The 25,369-nt window shown below is 65.3% G+C and carries 28 protein-coding genes; 15 read left to right on the forward strand and 13 right to left on the reverse strand.

Annotated elements, in window-relative coordinates; all coding sequences use genetic code 11:
• Positions 1-5 precede the first annotated feature (5 nt).
• A complete protein-coding gene (locus ACVILI_RS24795; protein ID WP_084791598.1) occupies positions 6-1,526 on the forward strand; it encodes an AMP-binding protein in 1,521 nt (506 codons plus the stop codon).
• A gap of 13 nt (positions 1,527-1,539) precedes the next feature.
• Here ACVILI_RS24795 and ACVILI_RS24800 read toward each other — a convergent pair whose 3' ends face one another.
• Entirely contained in the window at positions 1,540-2,265 is a 726-nt protein-coding gene (locus ACVILI_RS24800; protein ID WP_038647971.1) for a 3-keto-5-aminohexanoate cleavage protein, read from the reverse strand.
• Between the two features lie 190 nt (positions 2,266-2,455).
• On the opposite strand from ACVILI_RS24800, the gene ACVILI_RS24805 reads away from it, so the two are divergent.
• Complete coding sequence (locus ACVILI_RS24805; protein WP_019859353.1) at positions 2,456-2,647, forward strand: hypothetical protein; 192 nt, start codon at positions 2,456-2,458, stop codon at positions 2,645-2,647.
• Here ACVILI_RS24805 and ACVILI_RS24810 read toward each other — a convergent pair whose 3' ends face one another.
• Entirely contained in the window at positions 2,648-4,747 is a 2,100-nt protein-coding gene (locus ACVILI_RS24810) for an EAL domain-containing protein (RefSeq protein ID WP_240564490.1), read from the reverse strand.
• A 232-nt stretch (positions 4,748-4,979) separates the two neighbouring features.
• Here ACVILI_RS24810 and ACVILI_RS24815 point away from each other — a divergent pair, with 232 nt between their 5' ends.
• Both ACVILI_RS24815 and ACVILI_RS24820 read left to right on the forward strand, forming a co-directional pair.
• Positions 4,980-5,429 (forward strand): ester cyclase, encoded by a 450-nt coding sequence (locus ACVILI_RS24815; protein ID WP_027047062.1) that lies wholly within the window; start codon positions 4,980-4,982, stop codon positions 5,427-5,429.
• A 265-nt stretch (positions 5,430-5,694) separates the two neighbouring features.
• A complete protein-coding gene (locus tag ACVILI_RS24820; RefSeq protein ID WP_038647973.1) occupies positions 5,695-6,765 on the forward strand; it encodes a phosphatase PAP2 family protein in 1,071 nt (356 codons plus the stop codon).
• An 81-nt stretch (positions 6,766-6,846) separates the two neighbouring features.
• Here ACVILI_RS24820 and ACVILI_RS24825 read toward each other — a convergent pair whose 3' ends face one another.
• Together ACVILI_RS24825 and ACVILI_RS24830 are read right to left on the reverse strand one after the other, a co-directional pair.
• Positions 6,847-7,383 carry a hypothetical protein gene (locus ACVILI_RS24825; protein ID WP_171880376.1) on the reverse strand — a complete coding sequence of 179 codons (537 nt, stop codon included), beginning with the start codon at positions 7,381-7,383 and terminating at the stop codon, positions 6,847-6,849.
• Between the two features lie 121 nt (positions 7,384-7,504).
• The gene (locus ACVILI_RS24830) at positions 7,505-7,831 is read right to left on the reverse strand and encodes a DUF1330 domain-containing protein (protein ID WP_027047064.1); all 327 of its coding nucleotides are present in this window, start codon (positions 7,829-7,831) and stop codon (positions 7,505-7,507) included.
• 177 nt (positions 7,832-8,008) lie between these two features.
• Here ACVILI_RS24830 and ACVILI_RS24835 point away from each other — a divergent pair, with 177 nt between their 5' ends.
• On the forward strand, positions 8,009-8,701 hold the full coding sequence (locus ACVILI_RS24835) for a winged helix-turn-helix transcriptional regulator (protein ID WP_019859358.1): 693 nt from the start codon (positions 8,009-8,011) through the stop codon (positions 8,699-8,701).
• Between the two features lie 31 nt (positions 8,702-8,732).
• Here the strand turns inward: ACVILI_RS24835 and ACVILI_RS24840 are convergent, their stop codons facing one another.
• Positions 8,733-9,032, reverse strand: coding sequence for a transcriptional regulator (locus ACVILI_RS24840; RefSeq protein WP_240564489.1), 300 nt, complete (start codon positions 9,030-9,032; stop codon positions 8,733-8,735).
• 6 nt (positions 9,033-9,038) lie between these two features.
• On the opposite strand from ACVILI_RS24840, the gene ada reads away from it, so the two are divergent.
• The 5 genes from ada to ACVILI_RS24865 all read left to right on the forward strand — a co-directional run bounded on the left by ada (position 9,039) and on the right by ACVILI_RS24865 (position 13,697).
• On the forward strand, positions 9,039-10,166 hold the full coding sequence (gene ada / locus ACVILI_RS24845; protein WP_019859361.1) for a bifunctional DNA-binding transcriptional regulator/O6-methylguanine-DNA methyltransferase Ada: 1,128 nt from the start codon (positions 9,039-9,041) through the stop codon (positions 10,164-10,166).
• A 9-nt stretch (positions 10,167-10,175) separates the two neighbouring features.
• On the forward strand, positions 10,176-10,394 hold the full coding sequence (locus ACVILI_RS24850; protein ID WP_038647976.1) for a hypothetical protein: 219 nt from the start codon (positions 10,176-10,178) through the stop codon (positions 10,392-10,394).
• 254 nt (positions 10,395-10,648) lie between these two features.
• On the forward strand, positions 10,649-12,277 hold the full coding sequence (locus tag ACVILI_RS24855; RefSeq protein ID WP_038655116.1) for an IS1634 family transposase: 1,629 nt from the start codon (positions 10,649-10,651) through the stop codon (positions 12,275-12,277).
• A gap of 125 nt (positions 12,278-12,402) precedes the next feature.
• Positions 12,403-12,957: a methylated-DNA--[protein]-cysteine S-methyltransferase gene (locus ACVILI_RS24860; protein ID WP_019859363.1), complete on the forward strand. Its 555-nt coding sequence runs from the start codon at positions 12,403-12,405 to the stop codon at positions 12,955-12,957.
• A gap of 29 nt (positions 12,958-12,986) precedes the next feature.
• Entirely contained in the window at positions 12,987-13,697 is a 711-nt protein-coding gene (locus tag ACVILI_RS24865; RefSeq protein WP_051726837.1) for a 2OG-Fe(II) oxygenase, read from the forward strand.
• On the opposite strand, the gene ACVILI_RS24870 is transcribed toward ACVILI_RS24865, so the two are convergent.
• From ACVILI_RS24870 to ACVILI_RS24885, 4 genes are all read right to left on the reverse strand, one after another.
• Positions 13,682-14,674 (reverse strand): sigma-70 family RNA polymerase sigma factor, encoded by a 993-nt coding sequence (locus ACVILI_RS24870; protein WP_038647979.1) that lies wholly within the window; start codon positions 14,672-14,674, stop codon positions 13,682-13,684. The two genes, ACVILI_RS24865 and ACVILI_RS24870, sit on opposite strands and share 16 nt — an antisense overlap.
• An 88-nt stretch (positions 14,675-14,762) precedes the next feature.
• Positions 14,763-15,716: an alpha/beta hydrolase gene (locus ACVILI_RS24875; protein WP_019859366.1), complete on the reverse strand. Its 954-nt coding sequence runs from the start codon at positions 15,714-15,716 to the stop codon at positions 14,763-14,765.
• A 105-nt stretch (positions 15,717-15,821) separates the two neighbouring features.
• A complete protein-coding gene (locus ACVILI_RS24880) occupies positions 15,822-16,709 on the reverse strand; it encodes an SDR family oxidoreductase (RefSeq protein ID WP_223217702.1) in 888 nt (295 codons plus the stop codon).
• 116 nt (positions 16,710-16,825) lie between these two features.
• Positions 16,826-17,413: a dihydrofolate reductase family protein gene (locus ACVILI_RS24885; RefSeq protein WP_457102641.1), complete on the reverse strand. Its 588-nt coding sequence runs from the start codon at positions 17,411-17,413 to the stop codon at positions 16,826-16,828.
• A gap of 111 nt (positions 17,414-17,524) precedes the next feature.
• Between ACVILI_RS24885 and ACVILI_RS24890 the strand changes: the two genes are divergently transcribed.
• A complete protein-coding gene (locus tag ACVILI_RS24890) occupies positions 17,525-17,947 on the forward strand; it encodes a winged helix-turn-helix transcriptional regulator (protein WP_064981832.1) in 423 nt (140 codons plus the stop codon).
• A 65-nt stretch (positions 17,948-18,012) separates the two neighbouring features.
• Here the strand turns inward: ACVILI_RS24890 and ACVILI_RS24895 are convergent, their stop codons facing one another.
• A complete protein-coding gene (locus ACVILI_RS24895) occupies positions 18,013-18,723 on the reverse strand; it encodes a DUF899 domain-containing protein (protein WP_038653002.1) in 711 nt (236 codons plus the stop codon).
• Between the two features lie 208 nt (positions 18,724-18,931).
• Between ACVILI_RS24895 and dinB the strand changes: the two genes are divergently transcribed.
• Positions 18,932-20,179 carry a DNA polymerase IV gene (gene dinB / locus ACVILI_RS24900; protein ID WP_202379920.1) on the forward strand — a complete coding sequence of 416 codons (1,248 nt, stop codon included), beginning with the start codon at positions 18,932-18,934 and terminating at the stop codon, positions 20,177-20,179.
• Position 20,180: 1 nt separating this feature from the next.
• Here the strand turns inward: dinB and ACVILI_RS24905 are convergent, their stop codons facing one another.
• A complete protein-coding gene (locus ACVILI_RS24905) occupies positions 20,181-20,513 on the reverse strand; it encodes an excalibur calcium-binding domain-containing protein (RefSeq protein ID WP_038647988.1) in 333 nt (110 codons plus the stop codon).
• Between the two features lie 182 nt (positions 20,514-20,695).
• Here ACVILI_RS24905 and rsgA point away from each other — a divergent pair, with 182 nt between their 5' ends.
• The gene (rsgA, locus tag ACVILI_RS24910; RefSeq protein ID WP_019859375.1) at positions 20,696-21,736 is read left to right on the forward strand and encodes a ribosome small subunit-dependent GTPase A; all 1,041 of its coding nucleotides are present in this window, start codon (positions 20,696-20,698) and stop codon (positions 21,734-21,736) included.
• An 18-nt stretch (positions 21,737-21,754) separates the two neighbouring features.
• Here rsgA and ACVILI_RS24915 read toward each other — a convergent pair whose 3' ends face one another.
• Positions 21,755-22,285, reverse strand: a complete 531-nt coding sequence (locus ACVILI_RS24915) for a sterol desaturase family protein (protein ID WP_019859376.1) — start codon at positions 22,283-22,285, stop codon at positions 21,755-21,757.
• Between the two features lie 186 nt (positions 22,286-22,471).
• Here ACVILI_RS24915 and ACVILI_RS24920 point away from each other — a divergent pair, with 186 nt between their 5' ends.
• Entirely contained in the window at positions 22,472-22,942 is a 471-nt protein-coding gene (locus ACVILI_RS24920) for an NUDIX domain-containing protein (protein WP_027047067.1), read from the forward strand.
• A 48-nt stretch (positions 22,943-22,990) separates the two neighbouring features.
• Here the strand turns inward: ACVILI_RS24920 and ACVILI_RS24925 are convergent, their stop codons facing one another.
• Complete coding sequence (locus ACVILI_RS24925; protein WP_038647990.1) at positions 22,991-24,178, reverse strand: Gfo/Idh/MocA family protein; 1,188 nt, start codon at positions 24,176-24,178, stop codon at positions 22,991-22,993.
• Between the two features lie 266 nt (positions 24,179-24,444).
• On the opposite strand from ACVILI_RS24925, the gene ACVILI_RS24930 reads away from it, so the two are divergent.
• Positions 24,445-25,338 (forward strand): MurR/RpiR family transcriptional regulator, encoded by an 894-nt coding sequence (locus tag ACVILI_RS24930; RefSeq protein WP_038647993.1) that lies wholly within the window; start codon positions 24,445-24,447, stop codon positions 25,336-25,338.
• Positions 25,339-25,369: the final 31 nt, after the last annotated feature.

Consider the following 25,369-nt stretch of genomic DNA (forward strand, 5'->3'; position numbering starts at 1 on the left):
AGGAGATGCGCATGCCGGCCTTGACGACTTCAGACCCGGTGGCTCTGCATGCCGGCGCGCAGCCGGACCGTGTTGCCTGCGTCGACCTGGCCTCCGGCCGGCGCTGGACCTATGCCGCGCTTGACGAGGCCATCCAGCGCACTGTGCGCGTTCTCAAAACCGGCTACGGCGTCAAGCCCGGGCAACGGATCGCCACGCTGGCCCGCAACAGCGCCGACCTCCTGATCCTGCAGCAGGCCTCAATGCGGCTCGGCGCCATCTTCGTGCCGGTCAACTGGCGCCTTGCAAGTGCCGAACAGCAGGCGATCCTTGCCGATTGCGATCCGGCGCTGCTGTTGCATGACGCCGTCCCGCAGGCGGCATTGCCCGGACGCTGCATCCCTGTCGATGTCGCCGCCTTCGCGGTGGCGGTCGAGGCGGAGACGCCGGCGCCGCGCTGTCCCTTGCCCGCCGACGATGCGCCCTCGATCATCCTCTACACATCGGGCACGTCGGGCCGGCCAAAGGGCGTCATCGTCACCGAGCGCAATGCCTTTGCCACGGCGGTCAATTTCGGCGTGCTGGGCCGGGTCGGCAACGCCAGCATCTTCCTCTGCGACGCGCCGATGTTCCATGTCATCGGCCTCCTCACCAGCCTGCGTCCGCCACTGCTTCAGGGCGGCACGGTGCTGATCTCGCCCGGCTTCGATGCCGGCGCCACCAATCGCCGCCTCGCCGATCCCACCCTTGGCGTCACCCACTATTTCTGCGTGCCGCAGATGGCCAGGATGCTGCGCGACCACCCTGACTTCACGCCGGCGCGCTGGACCTCGCTCACCGCCATCTTCACCGGCGGCGCGCCAAATCCGGCCACGGACATCCGCTGGTGGCTGGCCCAGGGTGTGCGCATGGCCGACGGCTTCGGCATGACCGAGGCAGGCACGGTGCTTGGCATGCCGGTCGAGGCCGACCGCATCGCCGGCAAGGCAGGCTCGGCCGGCCTGCCGGCGCCGACGATCGGACTGCGCCTCGTCGACGACGATGGCCGCGACGTTGCGGCCGGCGAGCCCGGCGAGATATGGCTGTCCGGCCCCTCGATCACGCCCGGCTACTGGAACCGGCCGGAAGAGACGGAGCGCGCCTTCACCGCCGATGGCTGGTTTCGCACCGGCGACATCGCGCGCCGTGACGAGGAAGGCTTCGTCACCCTCGTCGACCGCCGCAAGGACATGTTCATTTCGGGCGGCGAGAACGTCTATCCGGTCGAAATCGAAACCGTGTTGCTCGACCATCCCGGCATCGCCGAAGCCGCCGTGATCGGCATCGCCGACGGGCGCTGGGGCGAAGTCGGGCGCGCCTTCATCGTGGTGAAACCCGGATGCGTCGTCGACCCGGCCGATCTGGCAAACCATTGCGGTGCCCGCATCGCCCGCTTCAAGGTGCCGAAAGAGTTCCTGCTCACCGACACGCTGCCGCGCACCGCATCCGGCAAGATCCAGAAGCACATTTTGCGCGCGTGGACAGCACCGGTCCACCGGCAGAGCTGAGGCAGACCGCGGTTCAGCCGGCGGACGCCGAGCGGAAAACCGCCACCGCAGCCGCGACGATTTCCGCATTGTCCTTGGCCACGGTTCCATCGGCCAGCGTCTTGCCGTCTTCCAGCCCGACCCTCGTCGACCAGCGCTTTTGGCGCGCCAGTTCGACGAACGGCCAGACGGTGGCGTCGACGCCATGCAGCAGGATCGGCCGCCGCATTTCGGCGCGTTCGAGCACGGCGGCGATGCCGCTTGCCTCGGCGAGTGCTGCGGCGAGGTCCGGCATGTCGATCTCGATCAGGATGCGCAGCACCCGGTCGTGGTCGGTGAGCGCCACGAACCGCTCGGCGTCTTCCATCGTGGCGAGCCCGGCCTCGATGCCGACGCCGCGCTGGCGCAGCAGATCCATCACGGCGGGCGCGTCGGCCTCGGAGAGATTGACCGAGGCGTAGTCGGGCAACTGACGCCAGCCGGCGACCGCCGCGCGGGTGCGCGCGACATCGTTCTCGATCCAGGCGCCGGTCGACACGCCGACCAGCGTGCCCGGGCAGGCCCGGCGCACGGCCAGCACCGTCGCATCGACGGCGGCCAGGCTTTCACGCCCATCGGCGCCGCGCGGATGGATGTGCAGCTCGGCGGCACCGGCCGCGACGCAGGCAGCGGCATCGCTGGCCATGGCCTGCGCCGTCAGCGGCAGCTTCGGGTGAAAGTCGCGCGGACGCGCGCCGTTGATGCAGGCCTGGACGATCATCAATGTCACCTCGGACAAGGGAGGCCGCAGTCTAGACGCACGACAAGGCAGGGCAAAGCGTTGCGCGCTGTCTCTCCTGACAGCGCGGCCATGATTCCTCGGTATTTGAATAAAACCCGCCTGTGGATATTTACCCCACATTCCGCCGGAGCGGCCAAGATAAATTAGGGCGGGATCATGGAGGGAACCATTGACCAGCGATTTTTCAGCCGCCCGCATCCATCTCGAACGCGCTTATCATTATCTGCGCGGCAATGATGAGACGAGCCGCTCGGCATGCGAGGCCCTCGACCTCCTGATCGAGACGGTGGCGGAAGCCCAGCATAGGCGGCCCGAGACCGGCGTGCTGGAATTTCCGCAAGCGATGGTGCGGCAAATCTGACTAGGACGCCTTGCGGGCCGGCGCCGCGCTTGCCGGCCCGGTGGCGCGCGCGACGATCTGCTCCAGCGGCTCGGGCCGGTGCAGCAGGAAACCCTGGCCGAAATCGACGCCCATCGCCTGCAGGATGTCGAGCGTCTCGGCTTGCTCGATCTTCTCGGCCACGACGGCGCAGCCGACGCTGCGGGCAATGCCTGATATGGCCGAGACGATCTCGCGGTCGAAGCGGCTCTCGGCGATGTGCTCGATGAAGGAACCGTCGATCTTGATGGCATCGACCGGAAAGCGCCTGAGATATTCGAACGAGCTCATGCCGGCGCCGAAATCGTCGAGGCTGACCTTGCAGCGCCGCTCGCGCGCCTTGCGCACGAACGTCTCGGCAGCGTCGAAATTGGTGACGGCGGCGGTTTCGGTGATCTCGAAGCCGATGCCGGAATGCGGCGCCCCGGTCTCCTCGATGATGCTGTCGACGAAATCCCACAGTCCGGGATCGCTCAGCGTCTGCGCCGACAGGTTGAAGCCGAGCGTGATCGCGCCGGACTTCATCGCCGCGCCATGCCGCGACAGCGCGGTGCGGATGATCCAGCGATCGAGCCTGGCGGCGATGCCGAAGCGCTCCGCCGCCGGGATAAATTCGCTGGGCGGGATGAGTTTGCCGCCGCGTCCGGCGAGCCGCGCCAGCACCTCGACATGGCGGGTCTCCTGCCAAGGCCGGCCCAGCCGGTGGATCTCCTGGCCGAACAGTTTCAGCCGGCCGTCCTCCATGGCGTCGACCGTGTCGGCGGCGAGCCGCGCCGCGTTGAGGCCGCCGGTGGCGGCCTCGGCCGAAAACACCGCGAAGCGATCGCGCCCGGCGGCCTTGGCCGCGTAGCAGGCATCGTCGGCGCAGGCCAGCGCGTCGGCGACCGTCGTCGCCCGGTCGTTGACGATGGCGATGCCGATGCTTGCCGCGAGCCGCCGCGCGGTCGCGGCAAGGCCGAGATCGGCGCCGCGGACCGCCGCCAGTATGGCCCCCGCCAGTTGCTCGGCCTGCGCCGCGTCGCAATGGGGCACCAGCAGGGCGAACTCGTCGCCGCCGAGCCGCGCCGCATGCGCCGATGGCGGCAGGCAGCGGCTGATCCCCGCCGACACGCTCTTCAGCGCCAGATCGCCTGCGGCGTGGCCGGCGAAGTCGTTGAGCGCCTTGAAGTAGTCGAGATCGACGTAGAACACCGCCAGCGGCACGCCCGCGGCGATGTGGTCGGCCAGCAGCCTGTCGAAGGCGGCGCGGTTCCACAGGCCGGTCAGCGCATCGTGGCGGGCGGCAAACGCAAGCTCCTGTTCGCGCAGCTTGTCCTCGGTGATGTCGCGCACCGTGCCGAGGACCTGGCCGGCGGCACCCGCGGCTGCGACGAAGCGCACCAGCGATTCGACATGGCGGATCTCACCGTCACGCTTGATGATGCGGTATTGCCAGGCGGTGACCGCGTCCGAGCCCGGAGGCGGCAAATGCGCCTGCTCGGTGGCTTCCTTGTCGTCGGGGTGCAGAAAGCTGTGCCAAAGGTCGGCCGTCACCTCGTCGGTGTCGGCAACGAGCCCGAATATGTCCCTGGTGCGAGCATCCCAATAGCTCTTGTGGGTGGCGATGTCGTGGTGCCAGATTCCGGTGCCGCTGGCGGCGAGTGCCAGGCGGACGCGCATGGTGACCTGTTCGAGCGCGGCCTCGGCCGCCTTCTGCTTCGAAATATCGGTCTGCACGCCCATCAGCCGCAGCGGCCGCCCATCGGCGCCGCGTTCGACGATGCCGCCGCGGTCGAGCACCGACACCCAGTGGCCCTGCTTGTGCTTCAGCCGAAGTTCGGTCTCGATGGCATCGGTCAGCCCGGCAATGTGGCGGTCGCCGCTGGCCAGCGCCCGCTCGCGGTCGTCGGGATGGGTGAGCTGCAGCCACAGATCGCTGGTGTTGGCGAGTTCATCTTCCTCGTAGCCCAGCATTCGCGCCCAGGTCGGCGAATAGAAGCAGTCGCCGGTGCGAAGATCCCAATCCCAGACGCCAAGATGGGCCCGCTCCAGGGCCTTGGCCCAGAACGCTCCATTGCGACTTTTCTTGCCCTGACGCGCCATCGTCTGTTTTCGCCTGCTCCACCCGCGGGCAATCTGCGACAAAACCAGAGAAGAAACAGTTACCGGGACCCGGCAGGCATGCCTTCCCGCCTGCAATATTTCGTGGCGCCTCGTCTTTCGATTGGCCGGCAAGAACCGGAGTTTTGCGCTCCCCCGATGGTCCTAGGGATGGCTCAGGTCATCAGCGACACTGGTACGCGATGACCCAGCAAAACACGAAAGGACGCTCCCAATGACCAAACAGGAAGACAACAAGGCCGTCGTCGTCAGATGGTTCACCGACTTCTGGGGTGAAACCTGCGATCTGTCCGTCGTCGACGACATCGCCGCGCCCGACATGCTGCTCAAATATTCGCTGCATGAGCCACGCCGGGGCCGCGACGACATCAAGGCCTTCATGACCGATTTCCGCGCCGCCTTCCCGGATCTCAACTTCTGGGCCACCGCCGATCTCATCGCCGAGGGCGATTTTGTCGTCGGCCAGTGGGAGGGCGGCGGCACGCATACCGGCCCGGCTTTCGGCGATTTCCTCGCCGGTTCGCTGCCCGCCGCCACCGGCCGCGCCATGCGCTTCACCGGCACCACGGTGCTGAAGGTGATCGACGGCAGGATCGTTGAGGAGATCGGCCTCGACGACGGCGTCGCGGCGCTGACCCAGCTCGGCCTGATCAGGGCCGCCTGATCCGCAGGGCCATCGCCGACCAGGCGATGGCCCGCTTCGACTGCGGCCGAAGCCCGGCAACCTTTCGGGTTTGGAAACCGCTCCGGCGCAGACACTACTTCTGCATTCAACGATGACATCTTCGTCAACGAATCCTTGACGGAAAGGGAAGAAATATAAGCATTCAATATTTGTATTTTTTATCCATCCCAAAGTGTAATCGAATAGTAATACTTCATCGACGAAATACCCCTGTTAATGCTTGGGCAGTTGGCGGGTTTCCTCAATGAGTGCGCACACCGCGCAGCGGAACGGCGAACGCCGCCCGCTTGGCGTTTTTGACCTGGACATCGCCGCGACCACGAGCGGCTGGCTGCTGACCGCATTGTGCCTGGCCTATTCCCTGGCCGCGCTTTGCCTGCAGCCGGGCCGCTATATGCACCTGGCGCAATCCTACGCGGAGCCATTCGTCTTCTTCCTGCCGACGCTTCTTGCCGCCGGCCTCGGCGTCATGGCGCTGACATTTGCCAGGCATAGCCCGACACGGTTCATGCTCGACATGCTCAGGCAGCGCTGGCTTGGCGCCGCACCGGTGATCCTCCTGTCCTTTCTCGGCATAACCGCCTTTACCGCCTTCAAGATCGCCATCCCCGACATCGTGCCATTCTATGCCGACCGCATGCTGGTGGAGCTCGATGTTGGGCTGCATGGCGCCGATCCCTGGACATGGGCGCATCGCGTCGTTCCCGAATCCATTTCGGCTGTCATCTTCATCGCTTACGGATATGGCTGGCACGTGCAATGGTTCGGCACCTTGCTGTTCGTCGCCTTCTGGAACAGCCCGGCAGCGCGTCTGCGTTATCTCTGGGCGCTCGCGCTGACCACGATCCTGTGCGGCACCGTTCTGGCCATGGCGCTGTCTTCCGCCGGCCCGATATTTCACGACCAGTTCTACGGCGGCGACCGGTTTGCCGGATTGCGGACCGCCCTGGCGCGGAACGGCTACGCCGCGCCGGTCCGTATGTATGCCAGCTATCTGCTCACAGCCTACACAAGCGGCCGCCCCGATCTGGGCGGCGGCATCTCCGCCATGCCAAGCATGCATGTCGCCTTCGTCACGCTCAACGCGTTCTTCCTGAGCGGTTTCGGCCGCCGCTGGGCCGTCGCCGGCTGGTCTTTCGCGGCGCTCATCCTGTTCGGCTCGGTCTACACAGGCTGGCATTATGCCGTGGACGGCTACCTTTCGATCCTTGTCGTGTCCGTGATCTGGTACCTGACCGGCCGTTTTGTTCTGCCGCGGACGAGCCGCGACACCATCGGGATGCGCCTGCCTCTGCCCGAACCGGCGCCGCAATGACCGGGCCTGGCTGAGGCCGGGCGAACAACCCCACCGCCTTTCGGAAGGCCAGACGGCATTGGCGCCGCCTGACCTTGCCGGCTACTGGCTCGGCGCCATCGTGTGTTCGCACGACACTTTCGGGTTCATGTCGGCGAACGTGCCGGTCGGGTTGCCCTTCCAGGCCCAGACATGCAGCTCGTAGAATTCACCCAGGCCATAGCGATTGGGGGCGCTGTTGAAGTTGAACAGCTGGCCTTCCAGTGACGCCGGCCCCTTCGAGGTGATGTATTCGACCGCCACCAGCTTCAGCGTACCATCGGCCATCGGCTCGTACATCACGGCCTCGGGACGGGCGATGTCGATCTTGTCGTCCTTCAGATACTGGCCGTTGACGTAGTGGATGCCCATGGCGCCGCCGCTGATGCCGCTGGCGCAGGGAATGGGCGCGTAGCCCTCGGCCGTCGCCGCCTTGACGTCGAGGAACCGGCTGTTGGCCGCCCGTACCTTCTCGGCCAGCGGATTCGAACCCGTCTCGGTGCTGGCCGCTTCCTGATGCGCCTGTGCGAAGGTGGCGCAGACTGCCAGCATGGCCCCCGCCATGACGAGCCTGTTGCGAAGATTTGACATCATGTCCATTCCATTCTTCTTGAAAAAGCACAGCTGGCCGGCCGCCGGAAATACGGAGGCCCGGCAGGCAAGCGCTGTGGCTGTTGTTGCTTGGAGATCCCGAAATCGCTGAGAGGAATGCCGGGGAGGATCATCCCTTCGGCAGATACGGGATCGTTCCGGCCAGATCGGTATCGTCGATCAGCTGGAAGCGGCTGTCGCTGCCGCCCCGGCGCGCCGAAACGAAAGGCGCATAGGCCGGATCGTTGGTGAAGGCGCGCGCCGCCGCTTCCGACGGGAACGCCATCAGGGCGATCAGCGTGGTCTCGAGCGGCTTGCCTTCAAGCGTCTTCACATTGCCGCTGCGCGACAGATATTTGCCGCCATGCTTATGGACGATGTCGTGCACCGAGGCCGCGTAGGCCGGCACCCATTTCGGATCGTTCATCTTGATGTCCGCGATAACGTAGGCAGTCATGGTCGTCTCCTGGTTGCGGCGCACAGGGGTATCCCGTGCAACCGGTCAAAGGGCTCGCATGGCATGGCAGTCGTCAACCAGTCCGCGATCTGTACTGGGGTGGTACAGTTTCCGTACTGGCCGCTTCATTCATGAGGGCCTAATGTTCGGCCCAGCTTCGAGGGAGGAGCACTGATCATGACCCAGCACGGATACAAGCAGTTCTGCCCGCTATCGATGGCCGCCGAGGTGCTGTGCACCCGCTGGACGATGGTGCTGATGCGCGAATTGGTGGCGGGTTCGACCCGCTTCAACGATTTGCGCCGCGGTGTCCCCAAAATGTCGCCGACCCTTCTGTCGCAACGGTTGAAGGAGCTCGAGTTGGCGGGGATCGTCGAGCGCAAGGAGGTGCCGGGCGAGAAAGGCATCTTCGACTACCGGCTGACCGAGGCCGGCCGCGATTTGCGCCCCGTCGTCGAAGCAATGGGGTTCTGGGGGCAGAAATGGGTCGAGTCCCGGCTGTCGCTCAAGAACCTCGATCCGTCGCTGCTGATGTGGGACATGCGCCGCAATCTGAACCCCTCGCCGCTCCCTGAAGGACGCACGGTGATACAATTTCTGTATCAGGATCTGCCGGCGTCCAAACGCTCATGGTGGCTGATCGTCGAAAAGCACGGCGAGGTCGATTTGTGCTGGTACGATCCGGGCTTTGATGTCGACCTTTACGTCGCGACGGACCTGCACACGATGACGGCGATCTGGATGGGGTTGCTGACCGTCGAGAAGGCCGGCGCGAAGGTTTCCCTGACCGGCGACCAGGCTATCGGCAAGAAAATGCAGACCTGGCTCGGGCTCAGCCCGTTCGCGGTGGAGCCCAAGCGGGCAGCGTAGGAGAACCGGTCCATGCCGCGAAAACAAAGGCTTACAGCGAGTCTTTGAATCCGGCTGGACGCGACCCGTCATCGGGATCGGATGCCTCAATCAGGTAGCGCTTGTTCTCATATGTCTCGATCAGGGTCGCGAGAACATCGAAGCGGTCACCATCGAGCGAGCCGACCTCCGGCTCGTTATCGAAATATCTTGTGATTTCGACGATCGCCCAATCGTAATCGGCTTCGGTCTTAAGGGATCGAATGTTTCCATCGCACCTCCTCCGGGTCGATCTTGTCATATTCTTTGTTGGCAGGAAACGGGTGGCGGGGCCGGCTTCCAGCGGCTCCAATGCGGCATGTTCATCACTCTCGCCAAAGACCTGAAATCCACGCCGCTGCCGGTCACCGACGACCCGCGCTGGGCGCGCATCGTGGCGCGCGACAAATCGGCGGACGGACAATTCTGGTATTCGGTGGCGACGACCGGCGTCTACTGCCGGCCCTCCTGCCCGTCGCGGCGCGCCAACCCCGCCAACGTGCAACTGCACGACACGCTGGCTCAGGCGAAGGCGACCGGCTTTCGCGCCTGCCGGCGCTGCAACCCGGATGGCCCTTCGCTGGAGGCCGGCAATGCCGCGATGGTCGCCGATGCCTGCCGCAGGATCGAACAGAGCGAGGAAGAGCCCTCGCTCGTTGAACTGGCTGATGCCGCCGGCCGCAGCGCCGGCTATTTCCACCGCGTATTCAAGGCAATCACCGGGCTGACGCCGAAGGACTATGCCGCCGCACACCGTGCCGCCCGGGTCCGCCAGGGCCTGGAAGACGGCGCCAGCGTCACAGTGGCGATCTACGATGCCGGCTTCAATTCGAGTGGGCGCTTCTACGAGAAATCCACCGGCATGCTCGGCATGACGCCGACGCGCTATCGTGCGGGCGGCGCCAATGAGGACATACGCTTTGCCGTCGGCGAGACCTCGCTCGGCGCCATATTGGTCGCGTCGAGCCGCAAGGGCGTCGCCTCGATCCTGCTCGGCGACGATCCGGACACGCTGGTGCGCGACCTGCAGGACCGTTTCCCCAAGGCGCGGCTGATCGGCGGCGACCAAGACTACGAGGCGCTGGTCGCCCGCGTCGTCGGCTTCGTCGAGGCCCCACAGCTCGGCCTCGACCTGCCGCTCGACGTGCGCGGCACCGCCTTCCAGCAGCGCGTCTGGCAGGCCTTGCAGGACATACCGGTCGGCAACACGGTTTCCTATGCAGAGATCGCCGAGCGCATCGGCGCTCCCAAGGCAACCCGCGCCATCGCCGCCGCCTGCGCCGCCAACGCCCATGCGGTCGCGATTCCCTGCCACCGCGTGATCCGCAAGGACGGCGCGCTGTCCGGCTACGCCTGGGGCGCCGAGCGCAAGCGCGCGCTGCTCGACCGCGAGGCCCACGGGTCGGCGAAGGCCGCCGACAGGGCCTACCGGTCTTCGCGGGCGTGACGACCGGCGATGCGCACGATGGCAAGGCCTTCCGCCGCCGGTGCGAACATCGAGATCGCCAACGGTGCTGCCATTGACGCGATGACACAGGTCTTGGCCGCCATCGGCGAACTGGTCGATGATGGTAAGGCAGTATGGAGCCGCACTGCGAGTGGCGAGGTTGAGCTGCGGCTGCTGAGTGGCGAGGTGTTCCTGCTGGGTGAGGTGTCCGTCACGCGTGTTGCCTGAAGCGCTTACCTTCGCGTCCTTATCCTCGAACGCGGCAATTTGAATTTGAAAGCAAGCATCGGAGTGAGGGACGCAAGGCACACAGCTAGGCCCAACTTGAACAGTTGGACGTGAACGGATAGCGAACACTGTCCGTTAAGCCATTGAATTCATTTGCCTTGAATTTCGGGCGCGAAAATGTGTGGTAACAACATTTGTGCTGTTTGCTCTGTTTTGTCTGGATTTGACGGCATTTATTTACTAACAACGCTGGCATGTTTGTCGTTGAGAGAGTCGCGCGCGGCCATCGCTATCTCTACCTCGTGGAAAGTGTCCGCGACGGCAAAACCGTTCGCCAGCGCACGATAAAGGCACTGGGCCGCAAGGATGCGCTGGTTGCCAGCGGCGAACTTGACAGATTGGCGGCCTCGATTGCGCGCCATGGCGAACGCAGCCTCATCCTGTCCGACATTGACGCGGGGCGGATTGCCTCTCGCCGCATTGGCGGTCCGCTGTTGTTCGGGCGGCTGTGGCAGCGGCTCGGGATTGGCGATGTGCTGGAAGAGGTGCTGGAAGGGCGCCAGTTCGGCTTTGCGGTGGAACGGGCGGTGTTCATTGGCACGTTGCATCGGCTGTTCGTGTCGGGCTCGGACCGCGACTGCGCGAACTGGATGGCCGATTATGGTATCGAGGGCGCCGAGGGTCTGGCGCTCCATCACTTTTACCGGGCCATGGCGTGGCTGGGCGAGGAACGCGGCGAAAAGGCGCAAGGCGCGCTGGTGGCGCGCTGCGTGAAAGACGTGATCGAGGAAAAGCTCTTCGCGCGCCGGCAGGACCTGTTCACCGACCTCAGCCTTGTGTTCATGGACACAACCTCGTTATCCTTCTACGGCGCGGGCGGCGAGACGCTGGGCAAGCGCGGGCATTCCAAGGACTTCCGCCCCGATCTGGCGCAAATGATCCTGGCGCTGGTCGTTGATGGCGAGGGCCGGCCGATCTGCACCGAGATGGTGCCTGGCAACACCGCTGACGTGACCGTCCTGTTGCCGGTGGTCGATCGGCTGCGAACGCGCTTCGGCGTCACACGCGCCTGCGTTGTCGCCGATCGCGGCATGATCAGCGCCGATACCATCGCCGCGCTCGAAAAGCTGGGCATGGAATACATTCTGGGGGCCCGCGAACGCTCGAGCAGCGTGATCCACAACGTCGTGCTCAATGACACGGCGCCGATGGTTCCGCTCGTTCTCGAGCGCCAGCGCGGTGAAACTCAGTTGTGGGTCAAAGAGGTCAAGTTCGGTAAAGACCGCTACATCGTCAGCCGCAATGACGCCGAGGCCGAGAAGGACAAGGCCGACCGCCAGGCGATCATCGCCGGCCTCGAGGCACAGCTCAAGAAGGGCGACAAGGCACTGGTCGGCAACTCGGCCTACCGGCGTTACCTCAAGGCCGGCGGCAAGAACTTCAAGATCGATGTCGGCAAGCTTGCCGAGGAAGCCCGCTACGACGGTATCACCGTGGTGCGGACCAACGCGAAGGTGACCCCGCTCCAGGCCGTGCTGCGGTATCGCGATTTGCTCGAGGTCGAGAGCCTGTTCCGCGCCGCCAAGGCAACCTTCAATACCCGGCCGATCTTCCACCAATCCGATGCCGCCATCCGCGGGCATGTGTTCTGCTCGTTCCTGGCGCTCGTGCTCAGCAAGGAACTGCGCCGCCTCTGCCGGGCCAAAGGCCTGACGCCCGAATGGCAGCCGCTCCTACGCGATCTCGATCGCCTCCAGGAAGCCACCATCGAAAAGGATGGTCGCATCGTCACAACCAGAACTCACGTCACCGGCCAAGTGGGCAACGTCTTCAAGGCAGCTGGCATCGCTCTGCCACACAACCTCGACGAACAACTCGCCTGAGATCCCCCCAAAATGTAGTGGTAACACGCGCCGGCGCGCGCCTAACATGCTGACTTAATGACATATTCTCACAGGCGGTGTTTAAGTCGGGCTAGGGTTCAGCCACAGACACAGGAGTGAAGACAATGAACCCGATGCAAACCCACATGCCCGCGACAACCAGCAACGCTGCCACCCTCGACGCCATCGCCTACGCCGTCGGCCAATCCGCGATCGGCAAGATCCTCGCGGCGCGCAGCGCGATCGGCGTCTGCGCCATCCTGATCGGCTCGGACGCCGACGCGCTGGAGCAGGACCTCGCCGACCGCTTTCCCGGCAAGGTGCTGGTCGAAGACAAGGGTGCCCTCCACGATGATCTCGCCGCGATTGCCCGCTTCATCGAAACGCCGGGCGCCGGCCTCGACCTGCCGTTCGACATAGGCCACGGCACGCCATTCCAGCAAAGGGTGTGGGAGGTGCTGCGCGCCATCCCTTGCGGCGCCACCATCACCTACACCGCGCTTGCCCGGCGCCTTGGCCAGCCGTACGGCGCGCGCGCCGTGGCGACCGCCTGCGCCGCCAACGCCATCGCGCTCGGCATTCCCTGCCACCGCGTGGTCCGCGCCGACGGCACGCTGTCGGGCTACCGCTGGGGCATCGAACGCAAGCGCGCTCTGCTCGACAAGGAGGCCGCGATATGAACGCCCATGCCTAGGTTGCCACAGCGGCGGTGGAAGCCGCCGAAACACGCGTCGCCATTTACGACTGGCCAGCGCTGGCCGCCGAGCTCGACGGCTTCGGCTGCGCGGTGATGCAAAAACTGCTCTCGCCTGAGGAGTGCCGGCAGATCGCCGGCCTCTACATCAAGGAAGAGCATTTCCGCAGCCACATCCACATGGCCAGGCACGGTTTCGGCAAGGGCGAATACCGCTACTTCCGCTATCCCTTGCCCGACCTCGTCGGCGGCCTGCGCAGCGCGCTCTATCCCAGGCTGGCCGAGGTCGCCAACCGCTGGAACGAGCGCATGGCGATCCCCCTGCGCTACCCCGCCACGCATGCCGAATTTCTCGACCAGTGCCACGCCGCGGGCCAGGTCAGGCCGACGCCGCTTTTGCTGCAATATGTCCCCGGCGACTTCAACTGCCTGCACCAGGATCTCTATGGCGACCTCGCCTTTCCCCTGCAGGTGGCGATCCTGCTCTCCGAGCCGGGCAAGGATTTCACCGGCGGCGAATTCGTGCTGACCGAACAGCGGCCGCGCATGCAGAGCCGGGTCGAGGTGGTGCCCTTGCGCCAGGGTGACGCCGTGGCCTTCGCCGTCCACAACCGGCCGGTGCAGGGAACGAAGGGCAACTACCGCGTCAACCTGCGCCACGGCGTCAGCCGCCTGCGCTCAGGCATGCGCCACACGGTCGGCATCATTTTTCACGATGCGAAGTGAGCGTTTCTTACCTTCCCCCCTTGTGGAGAAGGGAAAGCGCCGCCTCGTTCCGCGTCGCCGAAGACCATCTCCAGGATCCACGGACAGGCATAATAGTCGGCAATGCGGTCGATGACGCCGCCGTCGGCGTGGACGCGCACGAAATAGGCTGGCCGCCAGACCTCGCCATGCAGCCTGTCGACGACCAGCACGGCCTCCCCTTCGATCGTGTCTGGCCGCATGCGCCAGGGCTCGCCGCGCTCATACTCGACGAAATAGGGCGAGTCGGAGAGCAGGCCGTTGTAGCAGTCCGAAACCCGCAACTGGGCGTCGGCGCTGGTCAGCGCCCGCACCCCGTCCCAGTCCCTGGCATTGAAGAGCTCGACATAGCGGCCAAGCAGCCGCTCCAGTTCGGGATCGTGCGCCGGCGCCGCGACCGGTTGCGCCGGCAAGGCGGCGAGCTTGGCCCGGCCGCGATTGAGTGCCGACTTGACGCCCCCCGATGTCGAACCGACCAGGCCGGCAATCTCCTCCAGCGAATGGTCGAAGACATCCTTGAGCAGCACGCAGGCGCGCTCCTTCGGCGGCAGGTGCACCACCAGCCTTTCGATGGCGCGGCCGGCGCCCGCACCGGCGGGTTCGACCGGCAGCACGATCTCATCGCTGGCATAGCCAGCTTCGGCCTTGAGCCGCGTGCGGCGGGTGCGGATGAAGTCGATGCACTTGTTATGTGCGATGCGGAACAGCCACGGCCGCAGCGCCTGTGTGTCGTCGAGCAGCCCGATCTTGCGATAGGCCTCGAACAGCGCCTCCTGCATGACGTCCTCGCCATCGAGGGCCGAGCCGGTCATGCGCGCGCAATAGCGGTGCAGACGGACGCGCAAATGCGAGACCGTCTCCAGGAACGCCCTGTAGCGCAGGTCGAACAGGCCTTCGGGGTCGAGGCGCGGCTCGATGCCTTGCCTCGTCTCAGGGGAATTGCGGATCTGCTGGTTCATCGCGGCACGTCGCTCAGCGTCACCGCAGCATTGCGCAAGCGCTGCGCATCCACAAGCCCGAAGTGCGACCCGATCGGCCCTCTCATGCCTACGCCGCCTTGCCGCCGGCGACCTTGCCGCTGACGGCATTGTCACCGGCATCCGGCAGCCCGAGCCTCGGCCGCACCCAGGCGGCGAGGCGGCCGATCGCGTCGTCGGCCTCCGGCGCCCGGCCGGCCATCATCTGGAAGGAGTGCAGCATGTCGTCGAAGACGTCGAGGCGCGTCTCGACGCCAGCCTGCCGCGCGCGCTCGGCGAACATGCGGCTTTCGTCGACCAGCGTCTCGTCGGCGCCGGCCTGCAGGAAGACCGGCGGAAAGCCACTCAAATCGGCATAGAGCGGGCTGACCTCCGGATCGAGCCGATCGTAGTCGCCGATGAAGTTGGTCACCAGCCAGTCGACGCCTCCCTTGGCGAAGAAGGGATCCTTTTCACGGTTGGTTTCGTAACTGGTGGCGGTCAGCGCCATGTCGAACCAGCCGGAGATGATCAGCGTGGCGGCCGGCAGCGGCCGCTCCCGCGCACGCAGCCGCTGCAGGACGCCATAGGTCAGCACCGCGCCGCAGGAATCCGCGGCAAGCGCGATCCGCCTGGTGTCGAAGTCCTGGTCTATGAGCCAGTCCCAGGCTGTCATCGCCGCCTCGAGCTGGGCCGGATACTTGGCCTGGTCGGCCAGCGGATAGCCATAGAGCAAGGCCCGGCAGCCGACGGCCTTGGCCAGATGGCCGACCAGCTTGCGATGGGTGTAGATCGAGCCGCCGACGAAGCCGCCGCCATGCGCATAAAACAGCACCCGCCGCTCGTCCGCGCCCTTCGGCACGACCCATAGCGCAGGCACGCCGCCGGCATCCACCTCGACATAGTCGACGCCGCCGGGTTCGCCGGTCAGCGCCGTCCAACTGGCATCGTTGAACTCGACGAACGCCTGCGGGCTCATTTTGCCGGCATTGGCGCCGATCGCCGCGTAGTGGTTCCTGTTTGCTTCGCTCTCGATGCTCGCCATGATGCTCTCCTGGGTTACGGATCGCGGACCGCGCGACCTTTCGAGAAGCAGAGACGGATGGGCCGACAAAAAGGATACGTCGCCGCGGACGATTTTCCGCCCCGGCTAGCCCTCACCCCGAAACATCGCGGCGTGGCGTTGGGCGAATTCGACGAACGGCGTCGGCCGCACACCGAACATGTCGTGCGTCACCAGATGCACCCGCGATTTCGGCCGTCGCAGCCGCTCGGCCAGTTGTTCGTCCAGCGCATCGGCAAAGCCGGCCGGGACGCCGCTGGCCAGCAGGTTGCGCCGCCGCTCTGCGGGGCTGACATCGATATAGCGAACCGGCTTGCCGATCGCCTGCGATATCAGTGCGGCGATATCGCTCATCGTCAGCGCCTGCGGCCCGGTCATATCGAGACTCTCGCCTTCATGGCCGCCATCGCGCAGCAGCCGGAAGGCCACCTTGGCGATATCCTCGACATCGACCGGCGACAGTTCGGTCTCGCCGAGCGCGAGATAGAAGGCGCCTTCGGCGGCAATGGTCGGTGCATCGCGCAGGTACACCTGCATGAACTGGCTGGGGCGCAGATGCGTCCATGCCATGCCGGCCCCCTCCAGATAGCGTTCGACCTCCTCATGCATGCGGGTGAAGCGGAACCTCTTCGCATCGTAGCCGATGTTGGATTCGGCGCCGGAGAACTTCACCACATGCGCGACGCCGGCCCGGCCGCAGGCATCGATGAAACGGCACTGCGTTTCCGTCATGTCGTCGGCGGCGGTCGAAATCATCAGCACGCGGTCGATACCGTCGAGTGCCGCGCCAAGTGTGTCCGCCAGGCGCATGTCGCCCTCGACCAGTTCGACGCCGACAAGGCCGCCGAGCCCCGCCACTGACGCCCGGTCCGCATCGCGCACCAGCGCCCTCACCTCATGCCCCTGCCGCGCGAACTCGTGCACGATCGCCTTGCCGTTCAGCCCCGTGGCACCCGTCACCAGGATCATCGTCATCTCTCCGTCTGCAGTGAGGCGGCCGCCCCACCGGCGACCGCGCCTTGAAGACGAAGAGACGAGGGCAAAGGATTCTGCCCACACAGTTTTTTGACGGGAACCTTCGCCGTGCCCCCTCACCGCGCCGGGGCGTAGCGGTTGACCACCATGCCGCAGGCATAGGCTTTCGAGCCGAGCAGCCGGAGGTTACGAAAACCGCCCTGGTCGAAGATGCGGCGGCCGGCACCCAGCACGGCCGGATTGATGAACAGCTGGAACTCGTCGACCAGTCCGGCCGCGATCAGCGACGAGGCAAAGCCGGCGCCGCCGAAGACGATGATGTCGCCGCCCTCGCCTCCCTTCAGCGCCTCGACTTGGCGCGGCAGGTCGCCGCTCACCACCGCCGTGTGCTCCCAGCGCGAAGTTTTCAACCTGTCGCTCGGCACCACCTTCCGGACCTCCACGACGCGCCGGCCGAAGGCGTAGAACGGATCGCGTGGAAACTTCTTCGCCGCATTGCCCCAATGGCCGAGATAGCCCTCCTCGGCCATCTTGCGGCTGAGCAGGATGGTGTCGATGCCGGCGAAGACTGTGTTGAAATCCTGCTTCAGCTCCTCGTCCCAGCCGATGTCGTCGCCCCATTCCCAGAGCTGCCAGCGATGGTCGTCATTGGCGCCGACAAAACCGTCGACCGACATCTGCATCTGCAAGATAAGCTTCTTCATCGTCGTCTCCTCGTCTGTCCGGCTCAAAGAAAATTGCTTTACTTTTGGAACCGTTTACGCAAGGCAAAAATGGTGTCAAGAGTAAAGTGATTTAAAAATGGAACCATAGACATGTCGACGCGCGAAAGGTCCGGCTGCCCGATCAGCCTGTCGCTGGAACTGCTCGGCGACCGTTGGACGCTGCTGATCATCCGCGATCTGGTCTTCGCCGGGAAAACGCATTTTCGCGAATTCCTGCAATCGGATGAAGGCATCTCCTCGCGCACGCTGGCGGAGCGGCTGCAGACCCTGCAGGACGAAGGCATCCTCACCCGCAGCGACGATCCGAGCCACGGGCTGAAGGCGATCTACCGGCTGACGGAAGCCGGCATCGACCTGTTGCCGGTGCTGGCCACGCTCGGCGCCTGGGGCAGCAAGCACCGCAAGGCCGACGATCAGCTCGCCCGCACCGCCGACGAACTGGCGGCCGGCGGCGAGCCGGCGCTGGAACGGATGAAGGCGGCGCTGCGGGCCGAACATCTGGCGAACACATGATCGCCGAAACTCTTGAAGGATGCCGCGAGGCCGAGGCGCCCCAACCGCGCGGCGATAACGGATCGTCAGCCATCATACTCGTCGTGAAGGCGAACCCAATCGCCCAGCGTATGCGATGGCCCGTTTTCATTGCGGCCGATGGGAGTGAGGTCGAGATAGTTATAGGTCCCGATCAGGTTCTCGCCGCCCCGGCTCCGCACCTGGAAAGTGCAGTAGATCGTGCCATCGTCATCCCTGTAGAAAACGGTCGCGCCGCCGCGATCCCTGCCTTTCATCGCGACCTCTTCGAAATTGAACAGCACCTTGCCCGACTTGATCTGGTCCTCGGTGAACGACACCTGGAAGTCGAAATTGAAATCGCTGCCGAATGACGAAACCCAATCGAACTGCCAATTCATCCGCGCCTTGAAATCCATGAGCTCGGCCAGGGGAGCGCGCGCGCAGACGACCAGGGAGACGTCGTGATGCCTGAGATGCTGGTTGGCGGCGTCGATGTGGTCGCAAAGGAATGAACAGCCGGTGCAGCGATAGTCCGCATTGGGCGGAAACATGAAGTGATAAATGATCAACTGGCTGCGGCCCCCGAAGAGATCGGCCAGCGATTTCCTGCCCTGGGTCGTATCGAACTCGTAGAGCTTGTCGATGCTCAGCCACGGCAGCGCGCGCCGCTCCGCCGCGAGTTGTTGACGCTGTCGGGTCAACGCCTTCTCCTTTGCGAGATGCGATTTGTGCGCTTCAAACCAGTCCGAGTAAGGCGCGATGATGTGGTCGGTCATGTCGTGCTCCTTCCGCATTCAGGCATGCTGACAGCCTCGTTGCCCGTCTTGAAGACGTAGTTGAAAACCGCGATCCGACATGGGCCGCGCAATTTTCGCGGGGAAGAGAGCAGGCGATACAGCCGGACGCGGACATGCCGCTTGACAGATGTACATGTTATGTTCTCTATTCGTTCCGATCCATCAGCAACCGCGGATATGCAGCCGGATGGAAACGACAGCCACCATCCTGCATGCCGATCTCGATGCCTTCTATGCCTCGGTCGAGCAGTTGCTCGACCCGTCGCTACGCGGCAAGCCGATCGCGGTCGGCGGCGGCGTGGTGCTCGCCGCCTCCTATGAAGCGCGCGCCTTCGGCGTGCGCGGCGGCATGCCGGGGCGCAAGGCGCGCGAGCTTTGCCCGCAACTGATCTTCGTTGGCGGCAATTTCAGCCACTACCAGCGGCTGGGCGACGCGGCGATCAAGGTGCTCGACGATTTCACGCCGGTGGTCGAGCGCATTTCCATCGACGAGGCCTTCGCCGATGTCGCCGGCTGCACGCATCTGTTCGGGCAGCCGCAAGAGATCGCCACGGAGATCCGCCGCCGCGTGCGGGCCGAACTCGGCCTGCCGATCTCGATCGGCGTCGCCCGCACCAAGCATCTGGCCAAGATCGCCTCGCAGGTCGCCAAGCCCGACGGGCTGGTGGTGGTCGACCCCGGCAACGAACTGGCCTTCCTGCACGATTTGCCGGTCTCGTTGATGTGGGGCGTCGGTCCGGCGACCAAGGCGCGGCTGGCCGAAATCGGCATCGAGACCATCGGCGAGCTGGCCAGGACGCATAGCGGCGCGCTGACGCGGCTGCTCGGTCCCGCCGCCGGCGAAAAGCTCGCCGCTCTCGCATGGAACCGCGATCCGCGGAAACTGGAGACCGGGCGCCGGGCACACTCGGCCGGCGCGCAATCGGCGCTTGGGCAAAAGCCTGCCGTGGCGCAGGTGATCGTGCCGACGCTGCTGCATCTGGCCGACCGCGTCGCCAGCCGGCTGCGCGCCAAGGCGCGGCCGGGCCGCACGGTGACGGTGCGCGTGCGCTTTGCCGATCTCAGCGCCGTCACGCGTTCGATCACGCTGGATCAGCCTATCTCGGCGACCACCATGCTGGCCGAGATCGCCGGCGACCTTGTGCGCGGCGTGCTCGCCGACCATTCACGCGAAAAGACCATCTCGCTGCTGGCGATCTCGGTCTCGCATCTGGAGGAAAGCGCGGAACTGCAGCTCGACCTGCCGCTTGGCCTCGCCGACGAGAAGCGCCGGCCCGGCAGCAAAAAAGGCCTCGCCCGCTTCGGCGCCGACCGCGCCATCGACAAGATCCGCGAACGCTTCGGCAAGCAGGCCGTCGGCTACGGCACGGTGGCGCTGGAAGCGGCGCGCTCCGTGCCTGACGAATTCAGGGAACTGGCGGAAAAGGAACTGTGAGCTATCTGCCGGTCCGCCAATAGCGATGCACGCTGACGCCGCTGCCGCTTCCCCCATGCCAAGGCTCGCAGGCGATCCCGTCCTTGTCGGAATCATGCGTCGGCCAATAGCCCGGCTGTCCCCTGCGCGCGGGGGCAAGCCCGACGGCGCGGGCGGCCGCACAGTTGGGGAACGCGGCAAAGTGCCTTAAGGCGGCGAGCGGCGAGTCAATCTGGATGCCGACAAAGCCATAGGCGATGTAGCCGGACAAGAGGATGAACGGCGCGAAAAGAGCCAGATATTTCAGCCTGCCGTGGCGACGAGTTGCAGGCCAATGCAAGAATGGCAGAAGCATTCCCGGCGCGCCCCCTGCTTCAGACCCCGACACAAATCTATCTTCACCGGGCTGTTGCGACAACCGGCAACGCTTGCCAAACCCCGCCGTGCCGCCCATACAGCGGGACGGGCGGATCGCCCATCCCGAGAGGTCCGCGCCTCTCCATCCTGCCGGGAATACTGTCCGATGTCAGCGACGCCGTGCCCTTGGTCGAAGCCGTGACGGCCTCTTCCCCCTCCCTTGCCGGCCTTGGATGGTCGGAATTTTTCGGCGACCAGCTTGAACCGGGCGATGCAGACCTCATCCCGACCCGCATTGCCATGGTCCATCGAGACCGGCTGAGCGGCCTGTCGCAGACGGGACAAACCGACCTATCCCTGGCGCCGCAGGCCACCACCGGCGACTACGCCGTCGGCGACTGGGTGCTGGTCGAGCCGCACAGTCACCTTCTGCGGCGTCGCCTGACCCGCAAGACGGTTCTTGAGCGCCGCGTCCAGGGCGGCAGGGGGCCACAGCTGGCAGCGGCCAATGTCGACACGCTGTTCATCGTCACGTCCTGCAATGCCGACTTCAACATCGCCCGGCTCGAACGCTATCTGGCGCTGGCCAACGAGGCCGGAACGACACCCGTGATCCTGTTGACCAAGGCCGATACGGCCGAGGACGCCGAGGCGTACCAAAGCCAGGCCGCCGCGCTGCAGCGCGGATTGGCCGTGGTGACGCTGAACCCGCGCATCGCGGACGCCGCGGGCGCCCTCGCGGCCTGGTGCGGCGCGGGGCAGACGGTGGCGCTGATCGGTTCCTCCGGCGTCGGCAAATCGACACTGGTCAACACGTTGGCCGGATCCGCGCAGCAATCACCGCAGCAGACCGGCGCCATTCGCGAACATGACGCCAAGGGACGCCACACCACCACGGCGCGGTCGCTGCATGCCATTGCCGGTGGCGGCTGGGTGATCGACACGCCGGGCATGCGCACGCTGCAGGTCAGCGACGTCGCCTACGGCATCGACACGCTGTTCGCCGAAATCACCGAGTTGGCGCCGCTGTGCAAGTTCCGCGACTGCACGCATATGCACGAGCCGGGCTGCGCGGTGCAGGCAGCGTCGAAGGCCGGCACGCTCGATCCGGAGCGCCTGGCCCGCTGGCGCAAACTGTCCGACGAAAACCAGAACAACACGCCGGTTCAGACGGGACCTCGCGGCGCCAAGTCACCCGCCGGCCGCGGCAAGCGACGTTGAACGGCTGCCCTACTGCCCTCAAAGCCGGGCCGTGCCGAAAACCCGATCCCAGAAAAGCGACGTCACGCCGAAATTGGCGTTGTCGTCTATATGGTGATGCACCGCGTGGCGGCGCTTGAGCGTGTAGAGATAGCTGGGATGGGCGGGATGCCAGTGGTGGATCATGTGGTGGACGCTGATGTACCAGAGATAGCCCAGCATCAGCCCGCAGCCGACCGCGCTGGCGGTCGCGAAATCCGAGAGCAACCAGATGGGCAGCGCGATCAACGCATGCACGCCCAGGCTGAGCCAGGTCGGCGTGCCCACCGGACTGCGCTCTTCGACGTGATGACGGTCGTGCAGATCCCTGATGTAGGGAACATGATGCAGGACGAAGCGGTGCAGGACGTATTCGATCAACGTCCAAAGGCCGAGACAGATCACCACCGTGCCGATCCAGTCCGGCGCACTCTCCTCCCCGGCCTCGATCAGCCCGGCCACGCCCAGAAGGGCGATCACCAGCGGATAGACCACGAAATCGCTGTAGTAGCCGATCAGACCGAGTTGCATTCCGGACGCCCCAACTGATTTCGACGCCGCCCCAGAATCGATGCTATCAGATTGCCGAACTCGCGGATGAGGTGCAATGCAGATGCATCTGACATAGCGTCGCAATTTCCCGGTGCAAGCTCAGCACGCATGATCGACTCAAGAATCGGCGGGCCTCGCACCGGCGCCGCAAACGGACATGCAAAAATGGCAAAACGCAGTGCGGGCCTGCTGATTTATCGTCGAAACGATGGGGATATCCAGGTGCTTCTGGTTCACCCGGGCGGCCCGTTCTGGGCAAAGAAGGACGACGGCGCCTGGTCGATCCCGAAAGGCCTCGTCGACGAGGACGAGGACGAACTGGCGGCAGCGCAACGCGAGACCGGGGAAGAGCTCGGCATCACAATCGACGGCCCCTTCGCGCGCCTCGGCGACTACAAGCAACCGGGCGGCAAGATCGTCATTGCCTGGTCGGTCGAGGCTAGCACCGAGATCGATGTCGCCACGATCAAGAGCAACAGCTTCACCATGGAATGGCCGCCGCGATCTGGGTCGATGAAAGAATTTCCGGAGGTCGACAGGGCCGGCTGGTTCAGCCTGCCGGAGGCGGAGGTAAAACTTCTGCAGGGCCAGCGCCCGATGCTGTCGGATCTGGCGAAGCGGCTGGGGATCGGGTGATTGCCGGCGGCAAAGCTGCCAATCTCCCTTCGTAGGGGAGATCGGCTGTCACCCCGCAAACCGCGCCGCAGTCCACGCGCCACCCGCCGCATTCGACTCCACCGCCGCCGCGACGAACTTCACGCCGCGCGCGCCATCGACAACGTCCGGCACCCGCGCCGCACGCGCGGCATCGACCACGCCACCGGAGCGATGCGCGCGGATGATGTCGGCGGCGTCGCGGTAGAAATTGGCGAAGGCCTCGATATAGCCTTCCGGATGCGCCGCCGGCATGCGCGAGACGCGCCGGCTTTCTTCGGTCGAACCATGGCCGCCGCGCACCAGCGTGCGGGTTTCCTCGCCATAGCGCGAGAAGCGCAGTTCCTCCGGCCGCCCGCCCGACCATTCGAGCCCGGCTTTGTCGCCATAGATGCGAACGGACAGATCGTTGTAGTGGCCGGGCGAGGTTTGGCTGGCCAGGATCGTGCCGCGTGCTCCATCCGCCCAGCGCACCATGACATGCGCATTGTCGTCGAGCCGGCGTCCGGGCACCGCGGTGAACAGGTCCGCCGACACCGCCTCGGCTTCGCAGCCTGAGATATAGCTCGCCAGATTGAAGGCATGCACGCCGATATCGGCCAGCACCGCCGACTGCCCTGCCCGCGCCGGATCGGTGCGCCATTCCGCCTGCTTCTGGCCCTCGGCGTCGATCGGCTTGGTCAGCCAGTCCTGGATGTAGGCGCCATGCACCGACACGATCCGTCCGAGTTCGCCCGCCATCACCATTTCGCGCGCCTGCCGGACCATGGCGTAGCCGGTGTTGTTCAGCGTCACGACGAAGCGGCGTTTTTTGGCGCGCGCCAGCGTCACCAGCGCCTCGGCGTCGCTGAGCGTCGTCGACAGCGGCTTGTCGCAGATCACATCGATGCCCGCCTCGAGGAAGGCGGTGGCAATCGGTGCGTGCAGATGGTTGGGCGTGACGATGACGACCGCCTCGATGCCATCAGGGCGCCCGGCTTCCGCCAGCGCCATGGCGTGATAATCGGCATAGCTGCGCTCCGGCGCGATGCCGATCTCGGCGGCCGAGGCGGCGGCGTTCTCCGGGTCGGAGGACAGCGCACCGGCCACCAGCACGATCTGGTCGTCGAGGCGCATGGCCAGCCGATGCACGGCGCCGATGAAGGCATTGCGGCCGCCGCCGACCATGCCGACCCTCAGGCGCTTGCCCGCCGACCCATCCGATGTTGCGTAGACCATGTTTTCTCCTCCACCTATCACTTCGTCATCCTGGGGCGGAGCAAGGAGCGCAGCGACGCGGCGCAGTCCCCAGGATCCATGCCGTGACTTCAAGGCGTTGCGACGGTGCGGAATTTTCCCTTCCGTCACGGCATGGATCCTAGGGTCTCCGCGCCGGAGCTTCGCTCCTGCTTCGCCCTAGGATGACGACGGTGAGGCCTAACACTTTCGAACACAATTTCCAATTTCCGTATTGTAATACGATTGTGCCACGCTAGCCTGCGATCATGAGTGGGGCGGGCAAATCTTCGGGACGATCTCATGCCGACGAGGCGGCGACGCGCAAGCGCGGGCGCTCGCTGGCGGCGTTGGGCTACATCAAGCCGCAGACCTATGAGGAACTGCGCGCTGTGCTCTCCTCCGGCACCGTGCATTTTCCCAAGCGGCTGCGCCAGGTGGCGATCTTCATGTGGCAGCATCCGAGCGATGTCGCACTCTGCACCATCGCCCAGGTGGCGGCACAGGCGGGCGTGCAGCCCTCGACGCTGGTGCGCTTTGCCCAGATCTTCGGCTATTCCGGCTTTTCCGATTTCCAGGGCCTGTTCAAGGAACACGTAAAGGGCTCCTGGCCGGAAGCGCGCGGCGAGCCGCGCGCCGAGGTCGAACCCAACGCCGCCATGCATTTCCTGCGCGGCATGGTCGGCGCCTCGCAGGCCTCGCTCGGCCGCATCGAGACCGGCTTCGACGTCGAGAGCTTCGAGAAGATGGTGACGCTGCTGGCGGCGGCCGAGCTGATCTATGTCATCGGCTCCAAGCGCGCCTTCCCGGTCACCGCCTATCTGTCGCTGACCTTGTCGCAGCAAGGCGTGCGCAATGTGCTGGTCGACAATGTCGGCTCCTCCGCGCTCGACCAGGTCGGCTGCATCGGCGGCCGAGATGCCGTGCTGGCCGTTTCCTTCAGCCCCTACAATTCGATCACGCCCGACCTTGTCGCGGTGGCGCATGAACGCAAGGCCCGCATCGTCACCATCACCGACAGCACCTTCAGCCCGCTGATCGCTTTGTCGGACAGTTGGCTGGAAGTCGTGGAATCTGACTTCGCCGGCTTCCGCTCGCTGGCGGCGTCTCTGGCGGTCGGCATGGCGCTGGTCCAAGGCGTCGCGGCAAAACGCGGCGCATGAGGCGCTGCTGGCACAATTGACTATCGGGAAT

This window comes from Mesorhizobium sp. USDA 4775 (assembly GCF_054062655.1).

What these genes read in the sequence shown, in the direction of transcription:
- ACVILI_RS24795 (WP_084791598.1), top strand. Translation starts at nt 6, where the DNA reads ATGCGCATGCCGGCCTTGACGACTTCAGACCCGGTGGCTCTGCATGCC.
- ACVILI_RS24800 (WP_038647971.1), bottom strand. Translation starts at nt 2,265, where the DNA reads ATGATCGTCCAGGCCTGCATCAACGGCGCGCGTCCGCGCGACTTTCAC.
- ACVILI_RS24810 (WP_240564490.1), bottom strand. Translation starts at nt 4,747, where the DNA reads ATGGCGCGTCAGGGCAAGAAAAGTCGCAATGGAGCGTTCTGGGCCAAG.
- ACVILI_RS24815 (WP_027047062.1), top strand. Translation starts at nt 4,980, where the DNA reads ATGACCAAACAGGAAGACAACAAGGCCGTCGTCGTCAGATGGTTCACC.
- ACVILI_RS24820 (WP_038647973.1), top strand. Translation starts at nt 5,695, where the DNA reads ATGAGTGCGCACACCGCGCAGCGGAACGGCGAACGCCGCCCGCTTGGC.
- ACVILI_RS24825 (WP_171880376.1), bottom strand. Translation starts at nt 7,383, where the DNA reads ATGGACATGATGTCAAATCTTCGCAACAGGCTCGTCATGGCGGGGGCC.
- ACVILI_RS24830 (WP_027047064.1), bottom strand. Translation starts at nt 7,831, where the DNA reads ATGACTGCCTACGTTATCGCGGACATCAAGATGAACGATCCGAAATGG.
- ACVILI_RS24835 (WP_019859358.1), top strand. Translation starts at nt 8,009, where the DNA reads ATGACCCAGCACGGATACAAGCAGTTCTGCCCGCTATCGATGGCCGCC.
- ada (WP_019859361.1), top strand. Translation starts at nt 9,039, where the DNA reads ATGTTCATCACTCTCGCCAAAGACCTGAAATCCACGCCGCTGCCGGTC.
- ACVILI_RS24850 (WP_038647976.1), top strand. Translation starts at nt 10,176, where the DNA reads ATGCGCACGATGGCAAGGCCTTCCGCCGCCGGTGCGAACATCGAGATC.
- ACVILI_RS24855 (WP_038655116.1), top strand. Translation starts at nt 10,649, where the DNA reads ATGTTTGTCGTTGAGAGAGTCGCGCGCGGCCATCGCTATCTCTACCTC.
- ACVILI_RS24860 (WP_019859363.1), top strand. Translation starts at nt 12,403, where the DNA reads ATGAACCCGATGCAAACCCACATGCCCGCGACAACCAGCAACGCTGCC.
- ACVILI_RS24870 (WP_038647979.1), bottom strand. Translation starts at nt 14,674, where the DNA reads ATGAACCAGCAGATCCGCAATTCCCCTGAGACGAGGCAAGGCATCGAG.
- ACVILI_RS24875 (WP_019859366.1), bottom strand. Translation starts at nt 15,716, where the DNA reads ATGGCGAGCATCGAGAGCGAAGCAAACAGGAACCACTACGCGGCGATC.
- ACVILI_RS24880 (WP_223217702.1), bottom strand. Translation starts at nt 16,709, where the DNA reads ATGACGATGATCCTGGTGACGGGTGCCACGGGGCTGAACGGCAAGGCG.
- ACVILI_RS24885 (WP_457102641.1), bottom strand. Translation starts at nt 17,413, where the DNA reads ATGAAGAAGCTTATCTTGCAGATGCAGATGTCGGTCGACGGTTTTGTC.
- ACVILI_RS24890 (WP_064981832.1), top strand. Translation starts at nt 17,525, where the DNA reads ATGTCGACGCGCGAAAGGTCCGGCTGCCCGATCAGCCTGTCGCTGGAA.
- ACVILI_RS24895 (WP_038653002.1), bottom strand. Translation starts at nt 18,723, where the DNA reads ATGACCGACCACATCATCGCGCCTTACTCGGACTGGTTTGAAGCGCAC.
- dinB (WP_202379920.1), top strand. Translation starts at nt 18,932, where the DNA reads ATGGAAACGACAGCCACCATCCTGCATGCCGATCTCGATGCCTTCTAT.
- ACVILI_RS24905 (WP_038647988.1), bottom strand. Translation starts at nt 20,513, where the DNA reads ATGCTTCTGCCATTCTTGCATTGGCCTGCAACTCGTCGCCACGGCAGG.
- ACVILI_RS24915 (WP_019859376.1), bottom strand. Translation starts at nt 22,285, where the DNA reads ATGCAACTCGGTCTGATCGGCTACTACAGCGATTTCGTGGTCTATCCG.
- ACVILI_RS24920 (WP_027047067.1), top strand. Translation starts at nt 22,472, where the DNA reads ATGGCAAAACGCAGTGCGGGCCTGCTGATTTATCGTCGAAACGATGGG.
- ACVILI_RS24925 (WP_038647990.1), bottom strand. Translation starts at nt 24,178, where the DNA reads ATGGTCTACGCAACATCGGATGGGTCGGCGGGCAAGCGCCTGAGGGTC.
- ACVILI_RS24930 (WP_038647993.1), top strand. Translation starts at nt 24,445, where the DNA reads ATGAGTGGGGCGGGCAAATCTTCGGGACGATCTCATGCCGACGAGGCG.